22 protein-coding genes are annotated in these 23,387 nt (G+C 67.6%); 12 read left to right on the top strand and 10 right to left on the bottom strand.

Features of this window, described 5'->3' with window-relative positions; genetic code table 11:
• The first annotated feature begins 50 nt into the window (after positions 1 to 50).
• A complete protein-coding gene (gene pbpC / locus AC06E9_RS02375; RefSeq protein ID WP_478055411.1) occupies positions 51 to 2,426 on the top strand; it encodes a penicillin-binding protein 1C in 2,376 nt (791 codons plus the stop codon).
• 57 nt (positions 2,427 to 2,483) lie between these two features.
• Here the strand turns inward: pbpC and AC06E9_RS02370 are convergent, their stop codons facing one another.
• A complete protein-coding gene (locus AC06E9_RS02370) occupies positions 2,484 to 3,068 on the bottom strand; it encodes a ferritin-like domain-containing protein (protein WP_282262362.1) in 585 nt (194 codons plus the stop codon).
• A gap of 29 nt (positions 3,069 to 3,097) precedes the next feature.
• Entirely contained in the window at positions 3,098 to 3,580 is a 483-nt protein-coding gene (locus tag AC06E9_RS02365; protein WP_102788119.1) for a peroxiredoxin, read from the bottom strand.
• 250 nt (positions 3,581 to 3,830) lie between these two features.
• Here AC06E9_RS02365 and AC06E9_RS02360 point away from each other — a divergent pair, with 250 nt between their 5' ends.
• Positions 3,831 to 4,727 (top strand): DnaJ C-terminal domain-containing protein, encoded by an 897-nt coding sequence (locus AC06E9_RS02360; protein WP_282262356.1) that lies wholly within the window; start codon positions 3,831 to 3,833, stop codon positions 4,725 to 4,727.
• A 123-nt stretch (positions 4,728 to 4,850) separates the two neighbouring features.
• Here the strand turns inward: AC06E9_RS02360 and pilH are convergent, their stop codons facing one another.
• Together pilH and AC06E9_RS02350 are read right to left on the bottom strand one after the other, a co-directional pair.
• The gene (pilH, locus tag AC06E9_RS02355; RefSeq protein WP_121038872.1) at positions 4,851 to 5,234 is read right to left on the bottom strand and encodes a twitching motility response regulator PilH; all 384 of its coding nucleotides are present in this window, start codon (positions 5,232 to 5,234) and stop codon (positions 4,851 to 4,853) included.
• An 89-nt stretch (positions 5,235 to 5,323) separates the two neighbouring features.
• Complete coding sequence (locus AC06E9_RS02350; protein ID WP_282262355.1) at positions 5,324 to 6,319, bottom strand: YhdH/YhfP family quinone oxidoreductase; 996 nt, start codon at positions 6,317 to 6,319, stop codon at positions 5,324 to 5,326.
• Positions 6,320 to 6,540: 221 nt separating this feature from the next.
• Here AC06E9_RS02350 and hflK point away from each other — a divergent pair, with 221 nt between their 5' ends.
• The 4 genes from hflK (at position 6,541) to AC06E9_RS02330 (ending at position 10,409) form a co-directional block, all read left to right on the top strand.
• A complete protein-coding gene (gene hflK / locus AC06E9_RS02345) occupies positions 6,541 to 7,662 on the top strand; it encodes an FtsH protease activity modulator HflK (protein ID WP_121038866.1) in 1,122 nt (373 codons plus the stop codon).
• The gene (gene hflC / locus AC06E9_RS02340; protein ID WP_019186091.1) at positions 7,659 to 8,522 is read left to right on the top strand and encodes a protease modulator HflC; all 864 of its coding nucleotides are present in this window, start codon (positions 7,659 to 7,661) and stop codon (positions 8,520 to 8,522) included. The genes hflK and hflC overlap by 4 nt, the downstream gene beginning before the upstream one ends.
• 69 nt (positions 8,523 to 8,591) lie before the next feature.
• Entirely contained in the window at positions 8,592 to 8,777 is a 186-nt protein-coding gene (locus AC06E9_RS02335) for a DUF2065 domain-containing protein (RefSeq protein ID WP_121038863.1), read from the top strand.
• A gap of 339 nt (positions 8,778 to 9,116) precedes the next feature.
• Positions 9,117 to 10,409 (top strand): adenylosuccinate synthase, encoded by a 1,293-nt coding sequence (locus AC06E9_RS02330; protein WP_038686937.1) that lies wholly within the window; start codon positions 9,117 to 9,119, stop codon positions 10,407 to 10,409.
• 106 nt (positions 10,410 to 10,515) lie between these two features.
• On the opposite strand, the gene AC06E9_RS02325 is transcribed toward AC06E9_RS02330, so the two are convergent.
• On the bottom strand, positions 10,516 to 10,929 hold the full coding sequence (locus AC06E9_RS02325; RefSeq protein WP_121038860.1) for an EF-hand domain-containing protein: 414 nt from the start codon (positions 10,927 to 10,929) through the stop codon (positions 10,516 to 10,518).
• A gap of 207 nt (positions 10,930 to 11,136) precedes the next feature.
• Here AC06E9_RS02325 and AC06E9_RS02320 point away from each other — a divergent pair, with 207 nt between their 5' ends.
• A complete protein-coding gene (locus tag AC06E9_RS02320) occupies positions 11,137 to 11,523 on the top strand; it encodes a DUF6966 domain-containing protein (RefSeq protein WP_478055410.1) in 387 nt (128 codons plus the stop codon).
• Here AC06E9_RS02320 and AC06E9_RS02315 read toward each other — a convergent pair.
• On the bottom strand, positions 11,490 to 12,185 hold the full coding sequence (locus AC06E9_RS02315) for a M23 family metallopeptidase (RefSeq protein WP_121038854.1): 696 nt from the start codon (positions 12,183 to 12,185) through the stop codon (positions 11,490 to 11,492). The two genes, AC06E9_RS02320 and AC06E9_RS02315, sit on opposite strands and share 34 nt — an antisense overlap.
• Before the next feature lie 3 nt (positions 12,186 to 12,188).
• Positions 12,189 to 13,166: a L,D-transpeptidase family protein gene (locus AC06E9_RS02310; RefSeq protein WP_282263186.1), complete on the bottom strand. Its 978-nt coding sequence runs from the start codon at positions 13,164 to 13,166 to the stop codon at positions 12,189 to 12,191.
• Positions 13,167 to 13,369: 203 nt separating this feature from the next.
• On the opposite strand from AC06E9_RS02310, the gene AC06E9_RS02305 reads away from it, so the two are divergent.
• Positions 13,370 to 15,502 (top strand): methyl-accepting chemotaxis protein, encoded by a 2,133-nt coding sequence (locus tag AC06E9_RS02305; RefSeq protein ID WP_478055409.1) that lies wholly within the window; start codon positions 13,370 to 13,372, stop codon positions 15,500 to 15,502.
• A gap of 94 nt (positions 15,503 to 15,596) precedes the next feature.
• On the opposite strand, the gene AC06E9_RS02300 is transcribed toward AC06E9_RS02305, so the two are convergent.
• The gene (locus tag AC06E9_RS02300; protein ID WP_121038845.1) at positions 15,597 to 16,457 is read right to left on the bottom strand and encodes a PA4780 family RIO1-like protein kinase; all 861 of its coding nucleotides are present in this window, start codon (positions 16,455 to 16,457) and stop codon (positions 15,597 to 15,599) included.
• A gap of 191 nt (positions 16,458 to 16,648) precedes the next feature.
• Between AC06E9_RS02300 and AC06E9_RS02295 the strand changes: the two genes are divergently transcribed.
• From AC06E9_RS02295 to AC06E9_RS02280, 4 genes are read left to right on the top strand one after another with little or no spacing between them, the layout of a single operon-like run.
• Positions 16,649 to 17,776 carry a type 1 glutamine amidotransferase domain-containing protein gene (locus tag AC06E9_RS02295; RefSeq protein ID WP_282263188.1) on the top strand — a complete coding sequence of 376 codons (1,128 nt, stop codon included), beginning with the start codon at positions 16,649 to 16,651 and terminating at the stop codon, positions 17,774 to 17,776.
• 4 nt (positions 17,777 to 17,780) lie between these two features.
• On the top strand, positions 17,781 to 18,467 hold the full coding sequence (locus AC06E9_RS02290; RefSeq protein ID WP_121038839.1) for a response regulator transcription factor: 687 nt from the start codon (positions 17,781 to 17,783) through the stop codon (positions 18,465 to 18,467).
• A complete protein-coding gene (locus AC06E9_RS02285) occupies positions 18,464 to 19,729 on the top strand; it encodes a sensor histidine kinase (protein ID WP_282263190.1) in 1,266 nt (421 codons plus the stop codon). Before AC06E9_RS02290 ends, AC06E9_RS02285 begins: the two co-directional genes overlap by 4 nt.
• An 11-nt stretch (positions 19,730 to 19,740) precedes the next feature.
• Positions 19,741 to 20,622, top strand: a complete 882-nt coding sequence (locus tag AC06E9_RS02280) for a hypothetical protein (RefSeq protein WP_282263192.1) — start codon at positions 19,741 to 19,743, stop codon at positions 20,620 to 20,622.
• Positions 20,623 to 20,696: 74 nt separating this feature from the next.
• On the opposite strand, the gene AC06E9_RS02275 is transcribed toward AC06E9_RS02280, so the two are convergent.
• Complete coding sequence (locus AC06E9_RS02275; RefSeq protein ID WP_282263195.1) at positions 20,697 to 21,137, bottom strand: HupB; 441 nt, start codon at positions 21,135 to 21,137, stop codon at positions 20,697 to 20,699.
• Between the two features lie 36 nt (positions 21,138 to 21,173).
• On the bottom strand, positions 21,174 to 23,264 hold the full coding sequence (locus AC06E9_RS02270; protein ID WP_478055408.1) for a catalase: 2,091 nt from the start codon (positions 23,262 to 23,264) through the stop codon (positions 21,174 to 21,176).
• Positions 23,265 to 23,387 lie beyond the last annotated feature (123 nt).

Here is a 23,387-nt window from a genome sequence, read left to right as displayed (position 1 = left end):
CAGGGCGGGCCGTCCCGGTGACGGCCCGCCTGCCTTGCTGCTGAATCGACATGACGTCTCTTTTCTCCAAGCGGTGGTGGGCGTCGGTGCTGCGCGGCGTGCTGCCGTACCTGCGATGGGGCACGGCCGCGGTGCTCGCGTTGCTGCTGGCGCTGGACCTCGCGTTCCCGCCACCGCTGCCCAGGCAGCGCGACACCAGCACCCTGGTGGTGGCGCGCGATGGCACGCCACTGCGCGCCTTCGCCGATGCCGACGGGGTGTGGCGCTACCCGGCCTCGGCCGACAGCGTCTCGCCGCTGTATCTGCAGGCCCTGCTGAACTACGAAGACCGCTGGTTCTGGCGGCATCCCGGCATCAACCCGTGGGGCCTGCTGCGCGCCGGCAAGCAATGGCTGTTCGCGCAGCGGATCGTCTCCGGCGGTTCAACGCTGACCATGCAGGTGGCGCGGATCCTCGATCCGCATACGCGCACGCCGTGGGGCAAAGCCAAGCAGCTGCTGCGCGCGGTGCAGCTGGAACTGCACCTGAGCAAGGCGCAGATCCTGGCGCTGTATCTGGAACGCGCGCCCTATGGCGGCACCATCGAAGGCGTGGAGGCGGCGAGCTGGGCCTATCTGGGCAAGCCGGCCTCGCAGTTGTCGCATGCCGAGGCGGCGTTGCTGGCGGTGCTGCCGCAGTCGCCCAGCCGGTTGCGCCCGGATCGCCACCCGGAGGCGGCACAGCGGGCGCGCGACAAGGTGCTCGAGCGGATGGTGTCACTCGGTGTGTGGTCACGCGAGGAGGTCGACGATGCGCGCATCGAGCCGGTGGTCACCCGCGCGCTGCAGCCCCCGCTGCATGCGGCGCTGCTCGCCCAGCGGCTGCGCTCGGCACAGCCGCGGGCGGCGCGGATCGAAAGCACGCTGGATATCGGCCTGCAGCGCACGCTGGAAGAGCGTGTGTCGTCCTACTTTTCGCAGCTGCCCGAGCGCACCTCGGCGGCATTGCTGGTGGTGGACAACCGCACGCTGGAGGCACGCGCCTACGTCGGTTCGGTGGCGTTCGGCGACAAGCAGCGGCTCGGCCATGTGGACATGGTGCAGGCGTGGCGCTCACCGGGTTCCACGCTCAAGCCGTTCCTGTATGGCATGGCGCTGGATGATGGCCTGATCCATTCGGAAAGCCTGATGGTGGATGCGCCGCAGAGCTTCGGTGGCTACCGGCCGGGCAACTTCGATGCGGCATTCAATGGGCCGGTCAGTGCCGCCACGGCCCTGCGGTTGTCGCTCAACGTGCCGGCGGTGGACCTGCTGGATCGGGTCGGCTCGGCGCGTTTCGCCGCACGCCTGTCGCATGCCGGCATCAACCTGCGCTTTCCGCATGGCAGTGCGCCCAATCTCTCGCTGATTCTCGGCGGCACCGGTGCGCGGCTGGAGGATCTGGTCGGCACCTTCGCCGCGTTCAACCGTAACGGCATCGCCGGGCGGGTGCGTTACACCGCCGAGGATGCGGTGATCGAGCGGCGTCTGATGTCCCCCGGTGCGGCGTGGATCACCCGCGAGGTACTCGAGTCCAATCCACGCCCGGGCTACGGCACCGGCACCTTGGATGTCACCGGCCGCCCACGTGTGGCCTGGAAGACCGGCACCAGTTACGGCTACCGCGATGCCTGGGCGATCGGCACGACGCGCCATTACACGGTAGGCGTGTGGGTGGGGCGCCCGGATGGCACGCCGCTGCCCGGCCAATACGGTGCGGTGACCGCCCTGCCGCTGATGTTCGAAGTGATCGACAGTCTGCCGCGCCAGGCCGGCGATGCCAGTGCGGCGCCGATGCCGGCGAGCGTGGCGCAGGCCGAGATCTGCTGGCCGACCGGCGGCTTGGTAGAGCAGACCGCAGCGCCCCTGTGCCAACGCCGGATGCCGGCCTTCGTGCTGGACGGGGTAGTGCCGCCGACCTTCGCCGAACGCGAGGCGCGGCTGTGGCAGCCGGGGCTGCAGCGTTTCCAGGTGGATGCGCGCACGGGGCTGCGGCTGTCGCCGGAGTGCAGCCGGCCGCATGCGGCGGAGCCGCGTGAGATCGCGCGCTGGCCAGCGCTGTTGTCGCCGTGGTTGCCACAGGCCCAGCGCCAGGCCTCGCAGTTGCCTGCGTTGTCCCCGGACTGCAGCGCCGACGGCCGCGAGAGTGGCGGCACCCTGCATATCGAGGGGCTCAACGACCGCGCCACCCTCGCACGCGCACCGAATGCCGAGCACGGCGTGCGCCTGCAGCTGCGTGCACTGGGCAACGAATCAACGGTGGATTGGTTGCTGGATGACCGCTGGATTGCCCGCACCGAAGGGGCGCGACTGTTCCAGCGCGATTTTGATGAGGTGGGTGAGCACACGTTGACCGCGCTCGCTGCTGACGGTGCCTGGACGCAGGTGCGGTTCCGGATCCTGCGCTGATCATGCGGTGCGCAGGGTCTGGCAGTGCCGGCCACGGGCCGGCACTGCCGTCCAACATTACTCCCCGATCCAGCCGTCCAGCAGGTCGGCGAATTCGTCGGCGTGTTCTTCTTCCTGCGCCAGGATCTCTTCGAGGATGCGCTTGGTCGTGGTGTCCCTGTCGCCCACGAAGTTGATCATCTCGCGGTAGCTGTCGATCGCGATGCGCTCGGCGATCAGGTTCTCGCGGACCATGTCGCGCAGGTCGCTGCCTTCCTTGTACTCGGCATGCGAGCGCGCAGTGAGCGTATCCGGGTTGAGATCCGGCTCGCCTCCAAGCTGCACGATGCGTTCGGCCAGCTTGCCGGCGTGCGCCTGTTCCTGCTGTGCGTGTTCCAGGAACTCGGCCTTGATCGAATCGGCGAGCATGCCCTTGGCCATGAAGTAATGGCGGTAGTAGCGCAGCACGCACACGTACTCGGTGGCGAGCGCATCGTTGAGCAGCTTGATCACCGCTTCGCGGTCGGCGCTGTAACTGTCGGTGATGGCGCCGTCTTCGATGTCCTTGCGGGCCTTGGCCCGCAGGGTGGCGGTGTCGCTGATGCCCGGCGGGCGGGCGTTGTCCGGGGCGGTGTTGGGGGTGTTCTTGGCTGGCTTTGACATGGCTGGCCGGGTTCCTCTGTTGCGTGGGTCTAGCGGGGGAGATGCTCCAGCACGTACTGCGCCGAAGACACCTCGAATTTTCCGGGTTCCTCGATGAAGGTCTCGCGCACGACACCGTCTTCGACATACAGCGCGAAGCGGCGCGAGCGGATGCCCATGCCCGAGCTGCTGGCATCCATTTCCAGGCCCAGCGCACGGGTGAACTCCCCATTGCCGTCAGACAGCAGCTGCAGGCCGTCGGGCACCTGCTGGCTCTCGCCCCAGGCCTTCATCACGAACGGGTCGTTGACCGCCATGCAGAACACTTCGATCCCGCGGTGGCGGAATTCGGGGAACTGCTCGATGAAGCCGGGCAGGTGCCGGGCCGAACAGGTCGGGGTGAATGCGCCGGGCACGCCGAACAGCACCGCTTTGCGCGAATCGAACAGGGCATGGGTATCGATGGTCTCCATGCCCTCGCGGATGCGCTTGAGGGTGACTTCGGGAATGCGGTCGCCAACGTGGATGGTCATGCGGACTCCTTGGACACAGGCAGGGTAGTGAGGGGCATGGGATGGCCATGTCAACACGTTGAAAAGCCGCCGTGCAGACCCATCTGTGGCGGGAAAGGCGGGCCACGGGGGCAGCGTAGCCGTCCGTCATGTCCGCCGCATTGCGCAGGATCATTCGCGCCCGGCGTCACGGTGGGCCGGTCCGCAGCGGCTAGAATTGCGCGGACGGCGCCCGCCCACGCGGGTGGCCGAACTTAGTCGAGGTGTTTGGATGGAATTCAAGGATTACTACGCCACGCTCGGGGTGGAACCCACCGCGGGCGATGCTGAGATCAAGACCGCTTACCGCCGGCTGGCGCGCAAGTACCACCCGGATGTGAGCAAGGAAGCCGGGGCCGAGGACAAATTCAAGGCGGTCAACGAGGCTTACGAGGCGCTGCGCGATCCGCAGAAGCGCGCGGCCTATGACCAGCTCAAGGCACAGGGCTACCGGCCCGGCGAGGAGTTCCATACCCCGCCGAACTACGGCGGTGGCCAGGGCTATGACTTCGAAGAGGTGTTCGGGGGCGGCGCCGGTGGCGGCGGCTTCAGCGATTTCTTCGAGAGCCTGTTCGCGCGCCAGCGCGGCGGTGGCGGTGGCCGCGCCAGTGGCTTCGGCGGCGCCAGCCAGGGCCCGCAGCCGACCCGCGATACCCGTGCCAAGCTGTCGGTGCCGTTGGAGGCCGCCTACCAGGGCGACAGCCTGCGCATCAACGTGGGCGGCAGGCAGCTGGATGTGCGCGTGCCCAAGGGCATCCGCCCGGGCCAGGTGATCCGGCTGGGCGGGCAGGGCACCGGTGGCGGCAACCTGCTGCTGGAAGTGGAATACGCCGAGCACCCGCAGTTCGAGGTGGATGGCCGCAACATTCTGTACACCCTGCAGGTGACGCCGTGGCAGGCCGCGCTGGGCACCAGCATCAGCGTGCCGACCCTGGGTGGTGCGGTGGAGCTGAAGGTGCCGGCCGAGTCCGATGCCGGCCGCAAGCTGCGCCTGCGTGGCCGCGGCCTGCCGGGCAACCCGGATGGCGATCAGATCGTGGAGCTGGAGATCATTGCGCCGGCGCCCACCGATGAGGCGCAGAAGAAAGCGTACAAGACGCTGGCCAAGGCATTCGGCGAGAAGGTCTGAGGCAGGTGGTGCGCGGCGTCCGGGTCATCGTTGCGCACTGACCAACGGTCGGTGTCTACCGGGGCGGCCGCGATTGCCTTCGCGGTAGAAGCCGACCGTTGGTCGGCTCACCGTGCCATCAGCTCACGCCGTCGGCGGTTCCTGGTGGCTGAAAACGCGCTCCAGCACCTCGGACAGCTCGTCTTCGGAAAACGGCTTGGTGATATAGGCCTTGGCGCCCTGGCGCATGCCCCACATGCGGTCGGTGTCCTGGTCCTTGGTGGTCACCAGGATCACCGGGATGTGCTTGGTCGCCGCGTCGCGTGCCAGCGTGCGGGTCGCCTGGAAGCCATTGAGGTTGGGCATGACCACGTCCATCAGCACCAGATCGGGCAGCTCGGCCTTGGCCGTTTCCACCCCGGCGGCGCCATCGGTGGCGGTCAGGATCTGGTGCCCGAGTTTTTCGACGATCCGCTGTATCCCCAACAGCTGCGACGGTGAATCGTCGACGATCAGAATGCGTGCCATGGTGTTCCCCGTGTGATGCCCGCAGTGTAGTGCGGGCCTCGCATTGTCGTGAAGCGCCGGGCGTGCCGTCCGTCGCCCGGCTGCCACGCTCAGTCGATTCGTACCACCGTGCGGCCGTGGTTGCCACCCGCGAGCAGGGTGTCGAACGCCGCGGGCAGGCCATCCAGCCCGACCTCGCCGGTGCAGATCGTCTCCAGATGCGCCGGCTTCCACGCGCCGCCCAGCTTGTCCCAGACCGCTTCGCGAAGATCACGCGGTGCGCTGGAGGACGAAACGCCCAGCAGCGACACGCCGCGGATGATGAAGGGCATCACCGTCATCTCCAGCGCGGGGCTGGCGGCCAGGCCGGCACTGACCACCGAACCGTAGGGCACGGTCTGGGCCAGCAGGCTGGTCAGCATCGCGCCGCCGGCATTGTCCAGGCCACCGCCGAAGCGGGCCGATTCCATCGGGCGGGAGGTCGCCAGCACATCACGCGGCAGAACCTCGCGGGCTCCCAGGTTCCGCAGATAGCCGACCTGGTCGGCCTTGCCGCTGATCGCGTGCACCTCGAAACCGGCCCGGGTGAAGATATCCACTGCCAGCGAGCCGACCCCGCCGGTGGCCCCGGTCACGGCCAGCGGCCCGTGGGCGGGGGTCTGCCGGTTGTCCAGCATCCGCACCAGGGCCAGCGCAGCGGTGAAGCCGGCCGTGCCCAGGATCATCGCCTCGCGTGGGGTCAGCCCGGCGGGCTGCGGGATCACCGCGCTGGCGGCCAGGCGCACATACGGGCTGTACCCGCCATCGCGGGTCTCGCTCAGCCCGCACCCGGTGGCGAGCACCGCATCGCCTTCGCGGTAGGCCGGGTCGGTCGAAGCGACCACCGTGCCGGCCACGTCGATGCCGCCGACGAGTGGGAAGCGCCGCAGGATCCTGCCCTTGCCGGTACCGGCCAACGCATCTTTATAGTTGACCGAGGACCAGTGCGCGCGCAGGACCACCTCGCCAGGGTTGAGCTGGTCCAGGCCGATCGGTTCCAGCCCGGCGTGGTAGCCGGTATCGTCCTGGTGGATGCGGAAAGCGTTGAACCGGTCGGGAATTGCCATGAAGATGCCTGACGGGGGAAAACACCACCTTACCCGCTGCTCCGGCGCGCGGGGACCCTCACGGACCTTCGCGGATGCGGTTATGAATCGTTCCCCGAGATGGGTGACCCCTTCCAATCCTGTCGATCTGCCCCATCTAGTAGAATCGACAGCGATTTAACGTTTTAACGGTTGACGGTGCGGGAATGGCCCGCAGGCAACCTTACCTTGATGGAGCGTGCATGGCCTGGAATACACCCGGCGGCAACAAGGGCGGACAAGGCCCCGACGAGAATCGACGTGGGCCGTTCGGTCCTCGCGGTGGCGGCAATGGCGGCGGTTGGGGCGGTTTGCCCGGTCCGCTGAAAGACCTGTTCGATGGCGGCATCCTGCGGTGGGTTGCAGTGGCGGCGGTGTTGCTGTTGCTGTTCTCCAGCTTCCAGCTGATCGGCGAACAGCAACGCGGCGTCGTGCTGCGCTTCGGTCAGTTCCATCGCATCCTGCAGCCTGGCCCGAACTTCAAGCTGCCGTGGCCGCTGGAATCGGTCACCAAGGTCAATGCCACCGAGATCAAGACGTTCAGCAGCCAGGTGCCGGTCCTGACCCGCGACGAGAACATCGTCAACGTCTCGCTCAACGTCCAGTACCGCATCGACGATCCGCGCCTGTACCTGTTCGGCTCGGTCGATGCCGACCAGGTGCTGGAACAGACCGCGCAGAGCGCCGTGCGTGAGCAGGTCGGTCGTGCCGACCTCAACAACGTGCTGAACAACCGTGGCCCGCTGGCCGTGGCCGCCGAAGAGCGCCTGCAGGCCTCGCTCGGCAGCTACCGCACCGGTCTGTCGGTGACCGGCCTGACCCTGCCCGATGCCCGCCCGCCCGAGGAGGTCAAGCCGGCCTTCGACGAGGTCAACGGTGCCCAGCAGGTCAAGGAGCGTCTGATCAACGAAGCCCAGGCCTACGCGGCCAAGGTGGTTCCGGAAGCGCGCGGCCAGGCCTCGCGGGCCCGGACCACCGCCGAAGGCTACAAGCAGGCCGTGGTCGCCAAGGCCGAGGGTGATGCCTCGCGCTTCAGCCTGCTGCAGGTCCAGTACAAGGACGCCCCGGAAGTCACGCGCAAGCGCCTGTGGCTGGAAACGGTGCAGAAGGTGCTCTCGGAGAACCGCAAGATCATCGGTGGCGATGGCCGCCAGCTGATCTACGTGCCGATGCCGGGCGACAACCGCACCAGCACCAATGCCGCCCCGGCGGTGACCCCGGAAGTCATGCTGCCGTCGCTGCCTGCCAGCACGGCGGTGGATGGCGTTCGCAATGCGGAGCGTCCGACGACGCGCCCGACCGGTCGTGAGGAGGGCAGCCGATGAGAAGTTCACTGTGGATTGGTCTGGCCGTAGCGGTCCTGCTCGGCCTGTTGGGTTCGGTCTACGTGGTCCGTGAGGACCAGACTGCGATGGTGCTGAACCTGGGCAAGGTGGTCCGTGCGGACATCAAGCCGGGCCTGCACTTCAAGGTGCCGCTGGTGGAAACGGTGCGCGTGTTCGATCGTCGCTTCCAGGTGCTCGATACCGCCCCGGCGCGTTACTTCACTGCCGAGCAGAAGGACGTCAGCGTCGACTTCTTCGCCATCGGTTACATCTCCGACGTGCGCGCGTACTTCCGTGCGACCGGCGGCGATGCCCGCGTGGCCAATGCCCGTCTGGCCCCGATCATCACCGACTCCCTGCGCAACCAGATCAACTCGCGTTCGTTGCAGCAGCTGGTGTCGGGGGATCGCAGCGAACTGATCGCCAACCAGCTGACCGGCATCAACGAGTCGGTCAAGGCGCTGGGCATGCAGATCATCGACCTGCGCATCAAGCAGATCGACCTGCCGACCGACAGCCAGGTGATCAACGATGTGTACGAGCGCATGCGCGCCCAGCGTAAGCAGGAAGCGGCCAAGCTGCGCGCCGAGGGTGAAGAGCAGTCGCTGACCATCCGTGCCCAGGCTGACCGCGAGAGCACCGTGATCGTGGCCGAAGCCGAGCGCGACGCCCAGCAGCTGCGCGGTGCCGGCGATGCCGATGCCGCCCGCATCTACGGCAAGGCCGGCTCGGCCGACCCGTCGTTCTACGCCTTCTACCGCAGCCTGGAGGCCTACCGCGGCTCCATGACCGACGGCAACGGCGTGATCGTGCTCGACAAGAACGACCCGTTCCTGCAGTACCTCAAGAGCGATCGCTGAGGCCGCAGGCGGTAGTCATCCACGGGGACCCGGTGCAGACCGGGTCCCCGTTTTGTTTGTGGAGATGTCATGAAAGATCTGTTCTCGGCCCTGTGCCTGGTCGCCGTGCTCGAAGGCCTGTTCCTGTTCGCCGCCCCGTTGGCCTGGAAGCGGATGGCCGAGCAGCTGCTGATGCTGCGCAGCAGCGCCCTGCGCACCTGGGGCGGAGTGATCCTGCTGGCCGGGCTGACCACCCTGTGGTGGCTCAAGCACTGAGCGGGTTACCGCCATGCGCTGGTTGGTAGTGCCGGCCGCTGGCCGGCTCCATGCCATCCCGCGAGCCGGCCAGTGGCCGGCACCTGCCGCGGCGGTCCTGACCGGCCGGTGAAGTCCACCGGCCCCCGGGGTGGCAGCGGCCACCGGAAACCCGGATAATGCACAAAAGCCGGACGGGCACTCTGTTTCAGAGTCACTCGTCCGGCTTTTTCCGTGTCTGGGTACCCCAGCGTCGGCGCGCTCCCCGCTGGAGCCCGCCACCCAGCGCTGCGCGGCGACCCCGGCATGGTCCCAAACCCGCGGCCCCGATGGCCGCACAAAAACCAGGAGTTACCCGTCATGGGTCAGTCAGTTGTCGTGTTGGGTGCCCAGTGGGGCGATGAAGGCAAGGGCAAGATCGTCGATCTGCTCACCGAGGAAATCGGCGCTGTCGTGCGCTTCCAGGGCGGCCACAATGCCGGCCACACGCTGGTCATCAATGGCAAGAAGACCGTGCTGCATCTGATTCCATCCGGCATCCTGCGTGCAGACGCGCTGTGCCTGATCGGCAACGGCGTGGTGATCTCGCCGGCCGCGCTGCAGAAGGAAATCGCCGAGCTGGAAACCTCCGGCGTGGAAGTGCGTTCGCGCCTGAAGATCTCCCCGGCCGCGCCGCTGATCATGCCGTACCACATCGCCCTGGACCAGGCGCGCGAACGCGCCGCCGGCGGCAAGGCGATCGGCACCACCGGCCGTGGCATCGGCCCGGCGTATGAAGACAAGGTGGCACGTCGCGGCATCCGCATCGCCGACCTGCATTACCCGGCCCAGCTGGAAGAACTCCTGCGCACCGCGCTGGATTACCACAACTTCGTGCTGACCAATTACCTCAAGACCGACGCGGTCGATTTCCAGAAGACCTACGACGAAGCACTGGCCTTCGGCGAATACGTCGAGCCGATGAAGTCCGACGTTGCCGGCATCCTGCATGACCTGCGCAAGCAGGGTAAGCGCGTGCTGTTCGAAGGCGCCCAGGGCGCCCTGTTGGACATCGACCACGGCACCTACCCGTACGTCACCAGCTCCAACACCACCGTCGGTGGCGCATTGGCCGGGGCCGGCGTCGGCGCCGATGCGATCGACTACGTGCTGGGTATCGCCAAGGCCTACGCGACCCGCGTCGGCGGTGGCCCGTTCCCGACCGAGCTGGACGATGAAGTCGGCCAGGGCATCCGTGACCGCGGTGCCGAGTACGGCGCCTCGACCGGCCGCCCGCGTCGTTGCGGCTGGATGGACATCGTCGCGCTCAAGCGCGCGGTGGCCATCAACGGCATCAGCGGCCTGTGCATCACCAAGCTCGACGTGCTCGACGGCATGGAAAAGCTCAAGGTCTGCATCGCGTACGAATACCGCGGCAAGCGTACCGAGTACGCCCCGCTGGACGCGCAGGGCTGGGAAGAATGCACGCCGGTGTACCTGGAGTTCCCGGGCTGGACCGAGAACACCCACGGCATCACCAACTGGGATGACCTGCCGCCGGCCGCCCGCGCTTACCTGCGCGCGCTGGAAGAGCTGGCCGGTTGCCCGGTGAGCATCGTCTCGACCGGCCCGGACCGCGACCACACCATGGTCCTGCAGGATCCGTTCGCCTGATCAGGCGCGTAGTGCCGGGCCATGTCCGGCATTGCGTGACTGTGTAAGGTGCAAGGTGTGAAACGAAGCCCCGCGCAAGCGGGGCTTTTTCGTTGCCTCGCCCCCTTCAGCGCCGGCCGACGCCCATCTGCAGTTCCGACAGTTCAAGGTTCTCATCGTGGTTGGCATCCAGACTCTGGAAACGCATCTGCGAGGAGCGACGCATCTCCTCGGCACTCAATTCGCCGTCGCCGTTGAGGTCGGCGATGCGGACCCATTCGGCCGCCGAGAACTCGCCATCGCGTTGCGGGCCGAGCACCGCCTGCACTTCATCCACGCTCACCCGGTAATTGTGATCCGCATCGACCAGGCGGAAAAAAGCATCTCCGTCGTACTCATCGCGACTGACCTTGCCGTCGCCATTGCGGTCCAGCATCGCGAAACGATCCGGCGCGGTGGCGGGCAGGTCCTGCGCCGCGGCGGCGCTTGCGGCGACAGCGCCGCAGAGAAGGAGCAGGGCAACGCGGTGCGCGAGCATCATCACAGTTGTCTCCAAGACCGCAGGGGGAGGGGGGCATGCCTTCAGCACGCAGTGTCCGCCGCGTCGATGCCCGGGGCAACGGCAATTTCCCGCATTCGCGACAGTAGTTTTACTGGTTGCCCGCGCCCATCGGACCGGCGTGACCACGTCCGCCAGCGCGGGGCCATGGCATGCTGTGCAGCCTCACCAATCAGCAGGGGCGACAGGGTGTCTGAAGATCACGTGGCCACCGGCATGAGCAGCGCGGACCGCGCGTTGCATGCGGTGGTGTCCGAGCTTGAAGCGTTGCTGCGCAGCGACGGGGAAACCCACTGGGCCGACTGGATGCAGCGGGTCATCACCCAGCTTGAGCAGGGCGATCCAGGCGCGCCGGAGAGCGTGCTGCGCGCCTATGGCGGCATGGGGTCGTTCAATGATGTTGCGTTGGGCCTGGATTACAGCAACGGCCACTTCCAGTGGCGCGCAGACGCGGGTGAACTCAATGAGCGCCTGGATGCACTGCGCGGTCGCGCCTGGCAACTGGCGCGGGCGATCCGGGACGCCCCCCCGGTACGCGTTGATCAAAGGGCCTGCTGCCCCTTCAACACCGGATAAGGATTGATCGATTCGCCTTTCCACCACTGCTTTTCCGGACCCAGTACATGGATCTCGAAATGCAGGTGGGGCGCCTCGGGACTGGCGTTGCCGGTGCTGCCGACATAGCCGATCACCTCACCGCGCTTGATCGTCTTCTTCTCGGCCAGCCCATCGGCGTAGCGGTCCAGATGCGCGTAGTAGTAGCAGTAGCGACCGCTTGGCTCGAACTGGTACACCGTCAGTCCGCCGCGCACACTGTCGAACAGTTTCTCCACCGTCCCGTCCGCGACGGCCAGCACCGGGGTCCCGTTCGGCGCCAGGATGTCGATCGCATCATGCACGCGGCCTTCGCTGCGCGCATCGGTGAAGGTGTCCTGCAGCTGATCGGCCCCGATGCCCTGCACGGGCAGCAGCAGCGCGCCCGCCGCGCCGCTTGTCGGTGCGGGTGTCGAACCGCCCGCGTCCGGCGCGGGCGGTGTGGCTGACGTGTCGGCAGGCACCGGGTTCGTGGCCGGCGTCGTCGGCGGCGGGGCATCAAGCGCTGCGCGGGCCGAACTGGTGGCCGATCCCACCTTGGCCGGTTCGGCGGCGCCGAGCCGGGCGGAGGGGCCGGGCCCCAGCAGCCAGTAGCCGACCACGCCGATCACCAGTCCTACTGCCAGCAGTCGAAAGGTCTTCATGGCTTACTCCTGCATCACGACCGGCACCGAGGCATCGACCGCAGCGGCGACCTGCAGCGCATCCCAGTTGGTCATGCGCACACAGCCGTGCGATTCGGTCTTGCCGACATGGCCGGGTTCGGGCGTGCCGTGCAGGCCGTAGTGGGGCTTGGAGATGTCGATCCAGACCACGCCGACCGGATTGTTCGGGCCCGGCGGCAGGACCGCCTTGCTGTCGCCCGCCTTGGCATCCCAGAACAGCTTGGGGTTGTAGTGGAAGGTGGGATCGCGGGAGATGCCCAGGATCTTCCATTTCCCGATCGGCAGCGGGTCATGCTTGCTGCCCGAGGACACCGGAAACTGCGCGTAGACCTTGCCGTCCGCATCGAACAGCCGCAGCGTGGAGTCGGATTTGTCGATCACCAGCTTGCTGGCCTTCGGCAGCGGGGCGGCCGCGATGTTCGGCACCTGGATCACGCTGCCGGCCTTGCCCAGGTCCACGCCCGGATTGAGCGTCTTCAACAGCTCGGGGGAGGCGTGGAAGCGCTCGCCCAGCGCTTCTTCGATCGAACCGAAGCCCAGGGTTTTCAGCTTGGCCTGCGCGGCCGGACCCTTGGGCACCGGCTGGAACGGACCGGCCACGTCTTCCGCGGTGAGCGTGTAGCGCACCAGCGGCGGGGCGGCATCCGGCTGCAGCGCCTGCCAGGTGGCATCGTCCAGTTCGCCGCTGACCTTCAGCCCGCGTGCGGCCTGGAAGCCGGACACGGCGCGCTTCTGGTTGGAGCCGCGCTCCCCATCGATCTGGCCGGGGGAGAAATGCGCGCGGTCCAGCAGCACCTGCGCATGCAGATCCGAGCGTGGCCCGGTCGCCAGCGGCGTCGCGTCGGCGTCCGGGATCGCGGCGGGCGCGGGTGCCGTCTGTGCGACCGCCCAACCGGAGGAGGCCCCCAGGGCGAGGGAGAGCGCGGTGAGGCGGGCGATACGGTGCAGGCGAAGGGACATCGGCAACTCCAGCGGGAACGTGTTTCCACCATGCCTGCCGGGCGTGCGCACTTGCCGTGAAAAGCCTGACGGAGGGCTGAGCGGCAATGCGGGGGCAACGCCGGGGTTATGTGAATCCATTCACAGCGGGCTCACGGCCGTCGGTCAAGGCGCTGCGTCTGGCGCCGATACCGGCCCACCCCCCCACGTTTTTCGGATGTCTCATGGAATTTTTGCGGAACGTCAGCGTTGTCTGGCGTCTAGGTATGGGCTTTGGCCTGTTGTTGCTGCTGGTCGCGGCCGTCGTCGCCACCGGCGCCACCGGGAGTGCGGTACAGAAGCGCGCGATGCAGCAGGTGGTCGAGGTCAACTTGGCCAAGGTGCGGCTGCTCTCGGACATGCTCGATGCCAACAATCAGATGATGGTCGTGCGCCGGGAGATGCTGATCCGCCAGGGCGACGGTCTGGCCGAGGATGAGGCGCGCATCGCCGCGCTGGTCGCGCGCTATGAAGCCAGCTGGGCCGGCTACCAGGCCTTGCCCGCACAGCCGGAAGACAAGGCCGTCGGAGACGCCATCGCGGCCGCCCGCGCGGTGGCGCGTCCGCTCAACAAGCAGATGAGCGAACAGCTGCAGCAGGGCGATTTTGCCGCTGCCACGGCCCTCACCCTGGGCGCCGTGCAGGCCGCTGCCAATGGCTGGAACCAGGCGCTCAGCGATGGCGTGGTCTACGAGGAAAAGGAAAGCCGCGAGGCCGCTGCCGAAGCGATCCGGCTGGGCGAGCGGACCCTGCTGCAGCTGCTGGTGCTGGGCGCGATCGCGCTGGTGGTCGGCATCGCCGCCTCCGTGCTGATCGGCCGCAGCCTGACCGGTCCGCTGGCCCGCGCCGTCGGCCTGGCCACCCGGATGGCCAAGGGTGATCTGGCCCATGACGTCCATCTGGGCGGTCGCGATGAGATCACCCAGCTCGGCAACGCCATGGCCACGGTCCGCCAGGGCGTCCAGGGCGCGATCACCGCGCAGCTGGACATGGCCCGCCAGCATGAGGCCGGTGCCATCAGCCATCGCATGGACGAAACGGCCTTCCCGGGCGATTTCGGCCGGATGATCCGGGCCACCAACGAGCTGGTCGGTTCGCACGTGGCCGTCGAGTTCCACATGGTCGAGGTGATGCAGCGCTACGCCATCGGCGACCTGAGCCGTGATCTGGACAGCTACCCGGGCGAGAAGGCCGTGCTGACCACCACCATGGCCACCGTCAAGGCCAGCCTGATGGCGATCAACCAGCAGATCGAGACACTGGCCTCGGCCGCACGTGCCGGCGACTTCTCCGTGCGCGGCGACGAGCCGGCGTTCCAGTTCCAGTTCCGCGCGATGGTCGCCCAGCTCAACGGGATGATGGCCAGCTCGCAGGCCAGCATCGCCGACCTGTCGCAGGTACTGCGCGCGATTTCCACCGGCGACCTGACCTCGCGCATGGACGGCCGGTACGAAGGTGTTTTTGCGCAGATGCGCGACGATGCCAACGCCACCGCGGTGCAGCTGACCGGCATCGTGCAGCAGATCCAGGGCGCGGCCGGCAGTATCAACGATGCCGCGCAGGAATTGGCGGCCGGCCACAATGACCTGTCGCGCCGTACTGAGCAGCAGGCAGCCAACCTGGAAGAAGCGGCGGCCTCGATGGAGGAGCTGACCTCCACGGTCCGGCAGAACGCTGAGCTGGCCAACCAGGCCGACCATGAAGCCCATGCGGCGGGTGCGGCGGTCAAGGCGACCGAGCAGGCGATCGCGCAGATGGCCGCGGTGATGAGCGAGATCGACCAGTCCTCGGCGCGTATCTCCGAGATTTCCTCGGTGATCGACGGCATCGCCTTCCAGACAAACATCCTCGCCCTGAACGCGGCCGTCGAAGCGGCCCGTGCCGGTGAGAACGGACGCGGCTTCGCGGTGGTGGCCACCGAGGTACGCACGTTGGCGCAGCGCGCCGGCACGGCGGCCAAGGAGATCAAGGACCTGATCGATGAGTCCAGCAGCAAGGTCAAGACCGGGCTGAGCGTCACCGTGCAGTCCGAAGCGGCGATCGCCCGCCTGACCCAGGCCAGCTCGCGCACCAATCAGCTGATGAGCGACATTGCCGCCGCGACCAAGGAACAGGCCGCCGGCATCGAGCAGGTCAACCAGGTGGTCGTGCAGATGGACCAGGTGACCCAGCAGAACGCGGCGCTGGTGGAAGAAGCCACCGCCGCCAGCCGCGCGCTGGAGCAGCAGGCGCACGCACTGACCGAATCGGTGGCGGTGTTCACGCTGGAGGACCCCTCTGCAGGCCTGCGCCGCCCGGCGTCACTGCAGGCCGCGTGACGGCACGCGCGCGCTGAGTTGGACGGAAAAGCCCCGCATCGGCGGGGCTTTTTTTCATGCCGATCCAGCCGCCCGGCGCAGCGGCGCGCCCCGATCAGTCCTCGTTCTCTTCCGCTGCTTCCCGGCCCTGCTGGCGGATCAGCGCTTCTTCGCGCGCATCGTTGATCGCATGGCGCACGCCATCCAGATCGATGCTGCTTTCATCCTGTTCGAACTCGCCCGTCAGCACACTGTCCGGGAGCAGATCGCCGGCCTCGAACAGCGCCCACATCTCCTCGCCATACCAGGTCTCCAGCAACTCCGGCGCCCAGCGGCCCAGGTACGCGGTGAGGTTGTTGACGTCGCGCAGCAGCATCGTGCGCGCGGCATTGTTGCCCGCCGCACTGACCACCTGGGGGAAATCGATCACCACCGGGCCTTCCGGGCCGACCAGCACGTTGTACGGCGACAGATCGCCGTGGATCAGGCCGCAGCACAGCATCCGCACGACCTGGCGGACCAGGATCTGGTGGAACTCGCGGGCCTGTTCCGGACTGAGCTCGACCTCGCCCAGGCGCGCGGCGGAATACCCCTCGGCATCGGTCACCAGCTCCATCACCAGCACGCCGTGGAAGTAGCCGTACGGCTCGGGTACGCGCACGCCGGCATCGCGCAGCTGGTACAGCGCCTCCACTTCGGTGTTCTTCCAGGCCGCTTCCTGCTGCTTGCGGCCGTAATTGCTGGCCTTGCCCACGGCGCGCGCTTCGCGGCTGCCACGGACCTTGCGGCCTTCCTGGTACTGCACGCGCTGCTGGAAGCTGCGCTGCGCCATGTCTTTGTAGACCTTCGCGCAGCGCACATCGTCGCCGCTGCGGACCACGTATACCGCTGCTTCCTTGCCGCTCTTGAGCGGGCGGAGCACTTCATCGATCACGCCGTCGTCGATCAGCGCCTGCAAGCCTTGGGGGGTCTTCACGGTATCTCGGGAATCGGCTGGCGCGGGGCCTGCCCTGGAGGGGGAGGGATTTTCGCATCTTCGGGCCGATGGAGCCATCGACACGGCGCTCGGCGGCCCGGTTGTTCAGCTGCGTGCACGTCCACGCGGGCTTGAACTCTGATTCACATCCGGCCTGCAGGCTGACGTCACTTTCCCAAGGAGTGCCGCCCATGATGCTGTCCCTGTTGCGCCATACCGGTGCCGTGCTGGCCTTGTTGCTGGCCGTTCCCTTGCTCCATGCCCGCCCTTCGGCGGGCGATACGGTGCTCATCGTGGTCAGCGGCGAGGGCCGTGAGCAGGGCAAGACCCGCCCCGGGTTCGAGATGGACGAATTCGCCCAGGCTTACCTGATCTTCCGCGACAACGGCCTGGCCGTGCAGGTGGCCAGCCCACGCGGCGGGCCGGTGGAGGCCGACAAGTTCGATGCCAAGGAGCCCTTCAATGCACGCGTCCTCGCCGATCCGGCCGCGGCCGCGTTGCTGGCCGATACCCGCGCCACCGCCACCCTCCGGGCGGCCGACTATGCGGCCGTCTACGTGGTCGGGGGCAAGGGGGCGATGTTCGATCTGCCCGCCGATGCCGCACTGCGCGGTCTGCTGGGCGCGATGCACGATCGCGGCGCGGTGGTCGCGGCGGTCTGTCACGGCCCGGCTGCGCTGGTGGACGTGCGGCTGGCGGACGGATCGCTGCTGGTGGCCGGGCGGCGCGTGACCGGCTTCACCAATGCAGAGGAGGGCGTGTTCGGCAAGCGCTGGGCGAAGGAATTCCCGTTCCTGCTGGAAACGGCGCTGCGCGAGCGCGGCGCGCGCTGGGAACAGGCGCCGCTGATGATGCCCAGACTGGTGGTGGACGGTCGCCTGATCACCGGGCAGAACCCGTATTCGACACCGGCCGTCGCCGAGGCGATCGTGCGCGCCACCGGTCGCACCCCGGTCACGCGCACGCCCTGGCGCGATGAGGCCAGCATGGCGCTGGTGCAGCGCCTGCTGGCCGGTGAGGGGGAGGCGGTCAAGCACGAGCTGGCCAGCAACCGTACGGGCTATCACGACCAACTGATCGGCGTGCTCGGCTACTACCAGCTGCAGGCCGCGCAGGACGATGCTGCCGTACGTGACGCGCTGGCGATCATGCAGCTGGCCGCGCCGTACATGAGCGAACCGCAGCTGCCGCTGGGCATCGCCCAGGCGCATTGGCGGCTGGGCGAGGTGGCACAGGCGCGCACGGTGCTCGGCAAACTGCTGGAAACCCACCCGGACATGGCCGAAGCTAAGCAGCTCAAGGACACGATCGAAGGCTGACACCATGGACGACGGCCTGCACATCCTGGTGATCGAGGACAACCCGGCGCTGCGCGCCGGCATGGCCACGCTGCTGGAGGCCCGCGGCCATCGCGTGGCCTTCGCCGCCGATGGCCGCAGCGGCCTGCAGATGGCGCTGGAAGAGCCGCCGGAGGTGCTGGTGCTGGACCTCACCCTCCCGGGCATGGATGGCCTGCGCGTGTGCAGCCATCTGCGTGAACAGGCCGACCGCCACATCCCGATCCTGATGCTGACCGCGCGCGACACGCTGGCCGACAAGCTGGTCGGCTTCCAGGCCGGTGCCGATGACTACCTGGTCAAACCGTTCGCAGGTGAGGAACTGCTGGCGCGATGCCTGGCCCTGGCGCACCGACACGGCCGACGCGGCGGGCACATGCTGCGTATCGGATCGCTCGGCATCGACCGCCGTAGCGGCGCCGTGTGCCGCGGTGAGCAGGCGATCGAGTTGCCGCAGACCGCTTATCGGCTGCTGGTGCTGCTCGCCGAAGCCTGGCCGCGCACGGTGACCCGCAGCGAGTTGATCCGCCGTCTCTGGGGCGATGAGGCGCCGCCGTCGGATCCGCTGCGCTCGCATCTGTACCTGCTGCGCCAGGCGTTGGACAAACCGTTCGAGCGGCCGATGCTCAAGACCGTGCACGATGTCGGCTTCAAGCTGGAGGCCGACGCATGACGGCACGGGTGCATTGCCTGCGCAACCGGTTGATGCTGGCTTTCGCGGTGTTCGCATTGGTGGTGGCCGGCCTGTTCGGCCTGTACGTGGCGGTATTCGTGTACAGCGTGGAGGATCGCTTCTTCGATGCGATGCTTGAGCAGGAAGCGCAGCAGCAGCTGGATCAGCGGGCCACCCGTGGGACGTGGTCGCCGCCGCGCAATGCGTTCACGACGATCCACGACAGCCCTGCCACGTTCCCGTCCGATCTCAAGGCCACCTTCGATGCCGAGCCCTGGCGCCGCGAGATCGCCGGTACGCAGGGGCGGCACTATCACCTGCGGCCGGTGCAGCCGGAAGGAGCCGCCACGCCAGGGTGGCTGGTCGCCGAGGTCAGCCAGCAGCTGGTGGTGCGGCCGATGCGCAGCCAGATCCTGGCGCTGCTGGCCTGGTCCGGACTGGCCGTGGTGGTGGTCGCCATTCTGGCCGGCGCATGGCTGGCTCGACGTACCACGCGGCCCTTGTCGAAGCTGGCAGCGCTGGTCGATGAGATGGTGCCGGACAGGCTGCCGGTGGGGTTCGCCGGGGGCTTCCCCGATGACGAGGTCGGCGTGCTCGCCCGCGGCCTGGACAATCTGAGCGGGCGCGTGCGTGCCTTCATTGCGCGCGAGCATGCCTTCACCCGTGATGCCAGCCATGAGCTGCGCACGCCATTGGCAGTGATCCGCAGCGCTACCGAACAGCTGGCCAGCGAACCGGGCCTGTCCGAGCGTGGGCGGCAGCAGCTTGAGCATGTGCAGCACTCGGCGCGGCAGCTCGAACAGACCGTCATCACCCTGCTCACGCTGGCCCGCGAAGAGAACGTGGAACAGGACGCGACACCACTGGCGGTGCTGCCGGTACTGGAACAGGTGGTGATCGAGCAGGCCGCGCTGCTGGAGGGCAAGCCGGTGGAAGTGCGGGTCGACGTGCCGGCCGACGTGCGCCTGCCGGTGCCCGGGCCGGTGCTGCACATGCTGCTGGCCAATCTGGTCGGCAATGCATTCGCGCATACCCGTTCGGGTGAGGTGCACATCGAGGTGGCGAGCGGGCGGCTTCGGATCCGCAACACCGCCCTGGCGGGCGATGCCGAGGCGATCATGCGGCCGTTCACCAAGGGCGAGGGCAGTGCCGGGTTCGGGCTCGGCCTGGCGATCGTGCAGCGATTGTGCGCCCGCTTCGCCATCGACCTGCGCATCGAAGGGAGCGAGCACGCCACGGTGGCCAGTTTCAGCGTGCAGTGAGGCGATCCGGCATGGCGGCCGCGGCGACCGGGTGCCATCCGGGGCGGGCCCGCTTCCGTCCATCGCCAAAGTGCGCGATGCTCTGCCGAACGGGGGAGGGGCGCATGGGCAACAGGGACGAGGGCAGCATTCACGGGGATGTCCCGGCGGAGCAGACGCCGACCGATTGGTCGTTGCTGCCGATCACGCATGGCAACGAAGATTCGATGGTGGCCGTGATCTGGCGCCTGCTGCGGCAGGAGCCGGCGCTGATGGTGAGCGCGGGATATGTGTTCCTCTCCGTGCTGGGGCTGTGGTCGAGCTACTTTTTCTATTTCAAATTCCGGCTGTCGATCCTGGACTACCTGCAGGTCAGTGACTTCCTGGTCGCCGGGCTGCGCGATCCGGCCTACCTGTTGATCCTGTTGCTGGGGGCCCTGCTTGCCGTGGTGCTGGGCTGGCCGGAGACGCTGCGGCGGCGCAATCCTGCCAAGGTGGCACGCCTGCGCGCGAGGCACTGGGGATGGCGGATGCTGTTCTCGGAGTCGCCGTGGATGAACTGGGAATTCTCCGGGCTGCGCCCGCTGACCGGCATGTGCATTGCGGTGGTCTGCTTCATGGCATTCGGCGCGGCGCTGTATGCCCTGAGCACGGCCGAGAAGATCCTCGATGGCAAGGGCGGTACGCCCGTACAGGTCGTGCTTGAGGGTGACGCGTCTGCGCTTCCGGGCAACGCGAAGCTGCTGGGATCCAGCAGTGCGTTCGTGTTCCTGTGGTGGCCGGCGCAGCGGCGGGCGGAAGCCGTGCCGATCGGCTCGATCCGCCGGCTGCAGTCGATGCCGCTGCCGGTGAAACCGGTAGCACCTGGAACGGTCACGCCATCGAAGCCGTCCACCGTGCCAGTGCCGCGGTAAGCGCTGCGCCTGCGCTCTGCCGCGTGCTGCTCCAGGCAGCACGCGGTAGATGCACGGCGGGCCCTGTGCGCAGGTCAGGCCTTGCCGGCCGCTCGCTTTCGGGCGCCGGTCGTTGATGCGGATTTCCGGGTGGCCTGCTTCGCGACGGTCTTCTTCGCCGCTCTTTTTGTCGTCTTTTTGACCGCGGTTTTCGCTGTCGCTTTTTCAGCGGCCTTCTTCGCCGTCTTCGTTACGGTCCTCTTGGTGGCCTTCCCGGCGGCTGCTTTCGGAGTGGCCTTCTTGGCAGCGGTTTTCTTTACCGCTGCCTTCTTCGTCGGCGAGGTCTTCGCGGTCTTGGCGGCCGTGTTGTTCGCACTGCCGCGCTTCTTCCCGCCACCATCCTGCTTGTTGACCGTGGCCCAGGCGATGCGTTCGGCGGTGGCCTCACTGCGGCCCCGCGCTTTCTCGCTTTCCTCGATGTGCTCGGCTGTGCGCTTCTGCTTGTCGGTATAGCTGGATTTATCACCGCGTGGCATGGTCGTGCTCCTGTCTGGTGACGAAGGTGGCGCCGCTCAGGCGAGCGCGCGCACCTTCGGTTCGCGGGCCCACTGCCGCGTAGCGGCGGCAGCAAGGAAGGCCTTTGCGTCCTCGGCCTCGACCACCCCGGCATCGTTGCCGACCCGGGCGACCTTCAACAGCGCCTGTGCGCCGTCGTCGGCGGCGATCGCCTTGAGGTGGGCCCAGGCATCACTGACGAAATCGATCGCGGCCGATTCCTTGCTCAGTTTCTTGGCGGCATCACTGCTGAGCACCACGGCGACCGCATCGAAGACCACCGACGGCGTGCCGGCCAACTGGCCGTCCGCGGCGAGCGTCTTGCCATCGCTGAGCCTGGCGCCACCGATCTTCGGTGCGACCAGCTTCACGCTGGCCCCGGCCTTGTCGGCGGCCTTGCGCAGGTTGGCGATCAGCGCCGCATCGGAGCCTTCGTCGAACAGGATGCCGATGCAGCGGCCGGTGAGCAGGTCCTTGGTGCGGCCGATGATCCGTACCTCGGGCGCCTTCGGGAAATCCTGCGCCGGGGTCTGCGTGGCGGCCGGCTCGGGCAGCGCGGGCATCGCCAGGCCATCGGCGACCCGCTTGGCCAGGGATTCATCGATGTTGCGCAGGTGGCTCACCGTACGCTCGCGCACCTTGACCGTTTCCACCTTGGACAGCTCGAACACCAGTGCGGAGGCGAGGTGCGCCTGCTCCGGGGCTTCCAGGCTGCGGAAGAACATCCGGGCCTGGCTGTAGTGATCGGCAAAGCTCTCCGCGCGCACGCGGCCCTTGCGGCCGTCATCCGGCGCGGTGGCATGGCTGGGGAAGCCATCGGCGGTCTCACGCGGGCTGTCGCCCTGCAGCGAGCTGGGATCGTAAGCGACCCGGCCCTTCGGGATGTTCATCTGCATGTGGCCGTCGCGCTGGTGGTTGGCGAACGGGCACTTGGGCGCGTTGACCGGGATCTGGTGGAAGTTGGGCCCACCCAGGCGGCTGAGCTGGGTATCCAGATAGGAGAACAGGCGGCCCTGCAGCAGCGGATCGTTGCTGAAGTCGATGCCCGGCGGGACGTTGGCCGGGCAATAGGCGACCTGCTCGGTCTCGGCGAAGAAGTTGTCCGGCCAGCGGTCCAGCACCATGCGTCCGATCACGGTCAGCGGCACCAGCGACTCGGGAATGATCTTGGTCGAATCCAGGTGGTCGAACGGGAAGGCCTCGGCCTGTTCCTCGGTGAACAGCTGCACCGCCAGCTCCCACTCGGGGAAATCGCCGGCGGTGATCGCCTCGAACAGGTCGCGGCGGTGGAAGTCGTTGTCCGCGCTCTGCAGCTTGACCGCCTCATCCCACACGGTGGACTGGATACCCAGCTTCGGCCGCCAGTGGAATTTGACGAAGGTCGACTCGCCGGCATCGTTGATCAGCCGGAAGCTGTGGATGCCGAAGCCTTCGATGGTGCGCAGCGAGCGCGGGATCGTGCGGTCGCTCATCGCCCACATGATCATGTGCATCGATTCGGGCATCAGCGACACGAAGTCCCAGAAAGTATCGTGTGCGCTGGCCGCCTGCGGGAAGGCACGGTCCGGCTCCATCTTCACTGCATGGATCAGGTCAGGGAACTTGATCGCGTCCTGGATGAAGAACACCGGGATGTTGTTGCCGACCAGGTCCCAGTTGCCTTCCTTGGTGTAGAACTTCACCGCGAAGCCGCGCACATCGCGCGGGGTATCGACCGAACCGGCGCCGCCGGCCACGGTGGAGAAGCGGGTGAACAGCGGGGTGCGCACGCCCACTTCGCTCAGGATCCGGGCGCGGGTGTACTCACCCAGCGAGCGGGTCAGCTCGAAGTAACCGTGCGCTGCGCTGCCGCGCGCATGCACGATGCGCTCCGGGATGCGCTCATGGTCGAAGTGGGTGATCTTCTCGCGCAGGATGAAGTCTTCCAGCAGGGTCGGCCCGCGCGGGGTGGCCCGCAGCGAGTTCTGGTTGTCACCGATCGGGATGCCCTGGTTGGTGGTCAGCACCGGGTGGCCGTTGCCCGCACGCTGGTGCAGTTCATCCCCCTCGCCGCGGACATCGGTGGCGGGTGCAGGGGCGTTCTTCGTGCTTTTCTTGCTGGCGGCCATGAGGCGACTCCGGGAGCTGGCGGGAAGGGGGATCGCTTCACACTGGCGGCCGGGGCGTTAATCGAGGGTGCGAAAACCGGGCGCTGCTTGCACCCGCGCTTCACATGCGGTGCCCCGGCGCTG

Source organism: Stenotrophomonas sp. Steno-Z10-BAI, from assembly GCF_056393115.1.
Note: the sequence above shows the minus strand (reverse complement) of the source record. Positions and strands in the feature narration are given on the sequence as shown.